This window comes from Streptomyces sp. SPB074 (genome assembly GCF_000154905.1).
GTDB lineage: Bacteria > Actinomycetota > Actinomycetes > Streptomycetales > Streptomycetaceae > Streptomyces.
In genome coordinates, this window is sequence record NZ_GG770539.1 from 5,723,403 (window position 1) to 5,725,429 (window position 2,027).

Genomic DNA, 2,027 nt, shown 5'->3' on the forward strand with positions numbered 1-2,027 from the left:
CCCACCCGTCGGTGACCGCGGGAGGGGCCCCTGTCGGTGTCGCGCCGTAGCATTCCCTCAGGGCGCGTGACCTGCATCGTCGGGCGTGCCCCGGCAGTCCCGTGACGATGACGAACAGCAAGGAGCTGAACCGAACGTGGCAGGAGTGGCCCGCCGCCGCCTCGACGCCGAACTCGTCCGCCGTAAACTCGCCCGCTCGCGGGAGCACGCCAGCCAGCTCATCGCCGCCGGGCGGGTCAGCGTCGGCGGCGCGCTCGCGCTGAAACCGGCGACGCAGGTCGAGACGAGCGCCCCCGTCGTCGTCACCCCCGACGAGGACGATCCCGACTACGTCTCGCGCGGCGGGCACAAGCTCGCCGGGGCCCTGGAGGCGTTCGAGCCGCGCGGGCTGCGGGTCGCCGGACGGCGCGCGCTCGACGCGGGCGCGTCCACCGGAGGCTTCACCGATGTGCTGCTGCGCGCCGGTGCCGCCCAGGTCGTCGCCGTCGATGTCGGGTACGGGCAACTCGCCTGGTCGCTCCAGAGCGATCCCCGCGTCGTCGTCAAGGACCGCACCAACGTGCGCGAGCTGGACCTCGGCCTCATCGACGGGGAGCCCGTCGGCCTCGTCGTCGGGGATCTCTCGTTCATCCCGCTCGGTCTCGTCCTGCCCGCCCTCGTCCACTGCTGCGCCCCCGACGCCGACCTCGTCCTCATGGTCAAGCCGCAGTTCGAGGTCGGCAGGGAGCGGCTCGGCAGCGGGGGCGTCGTGCGCAGTGCGGAGCTGCGGGCCGGGGCCGTCAAGCAGGTCGCCGCGCAGGCGGCGGACCTGGGGCTCGGCGTCCTCGGCGTCACCGCCAGCCCCCTGCCCGGACCCTCCGGGAACGTCGAGTACTTTCTTTGGCTGCGTGCCGGGGCTCCCCCGCTCGACCCGGCCGACGTCGACCGAGCGGTTGCGGAAGGACCCCGATGACCGAGACCGCCAAACCCGCCCACGCGACCAACCCCGCCCACGGCACAGACCCCGCCCACGGCACAGACCCGGCTCACGGCGCCGGCCCCGCCCGGCGCGCGGACGGGGCCGTGACCGCCCACGGCATCGCGCCCGCGCACACCGTCCAGCCCGGCGAGGGCCCCCGCAGCGTCTTCCTGCTCGCCCACACCGGGCGCCCCGCCGCGATCCGCAGTGCCGAACTCGTCGTGCAGGGCCTCCTGCGCTGCGGACTCGGAGTCCGGGTCCTGGAGGAGGAGGCGTCCGACCTGCCGCTGCCCGACACGCCCAAGGTCGAGCTGATCCAGGAGGCCACGCCCGAGGCACTCGACGGCTGCGAACTCCTCATCGTGCTCGGCGGCGACGGCACCCTGCTGCGCGGCGCCGAACTCGCCCGTGCCTCCGGCGTCCCCATGCTCGGCGTCAACCTCGGGCGCGTCGGCTTCCTCGCCGAGGCCGAGCGCGACGACCTCGACCGCGTGGTCGACCGTGTCGTCACCCGCGCCTACGACGTCGAGGAGCGCATGACCCTCGACGTCCTCGTGCACAGCGGCGGCGCGCTCGTGCACACCGACTGGGCGCTCAACGAGGCCGCCGTGCAGAAGATCTCCCCCGAACGGATGCTCGAAGTCGTCCTGGAGATCGACGGCCGCCCCGTCACCGGCTTCGGCTGCGACGGCATCGTCTGCGCCACCCCTACCGGCTCCACGGCCTACGCCTTCTCCGCCGGCGGCCCCGTCGTCTGGCCCGAGGTCGAGGCGCTGCTCATGGTGCCCATCAGCGCCCACGCCCTCTTCGCCAAGCCCCTCGTCACCTCACCCACCTCGATACTGGCCGTCGAGGTCCAGGAGGGCGGCTCGCCGAGCGGCGTCCTGTGGTGCGACGGCCGGCGCACCGTCCCGCTGCCGCCCGGCGCGCGCGTCGAGGTACGGCGCGGAGCGGTCCCCGTCCGCCTCGCCCGGCTCCACCACGCCTCCTTCACCGACCGTCTCGTCGCCAAGTTCGCCCTCCCCGTCGCCGGCTGGCGCGGCAGGCCCGCCTGACCCGGCAGGACGCG

General features: G+C 74.5%; 2 protein-coding genes. Both read left to right on the forward strand.

Going from position 1 to position 2,027, the window contains the following annotated elements:
* Positions 1–136: 136 nt before the first annotated feature.
* Complete coding sequence (locus tag SSBG_RS24240) at positions 137–952, forward strand: TlyA family RNA methyltransferase (RefSeq protein ID WP_008748706.1); 816 nt, start codon at positions 137–139, stop codon at positions 950–952.
* Positions 949–2,013 (forward strand): NAD kinase, encoded by a 1,065-nt coding sequence (locus tag SSBG_RS24245; protein WP_234010637.1) that lies wholly within the window; start codon positions 949–951, stop codon positions 2,011–2,013. Before SSBG_RS24240 ends, SSBG_RS24245 begins: the two co-directional genes overlap by 4 nt.
* Positions 2,014–2,027: the final 14 nt, after the last annotated feature.

Excerpts from the sequence above, each read along its gene's own strand:
- SSBG_RS24245 (WP_234010637.1), top strand. The coding sequence starts at position 949 with ATGACCGAGACCGCCAAACCCGCCCACGCGACCAACCCCGCCCACGGC.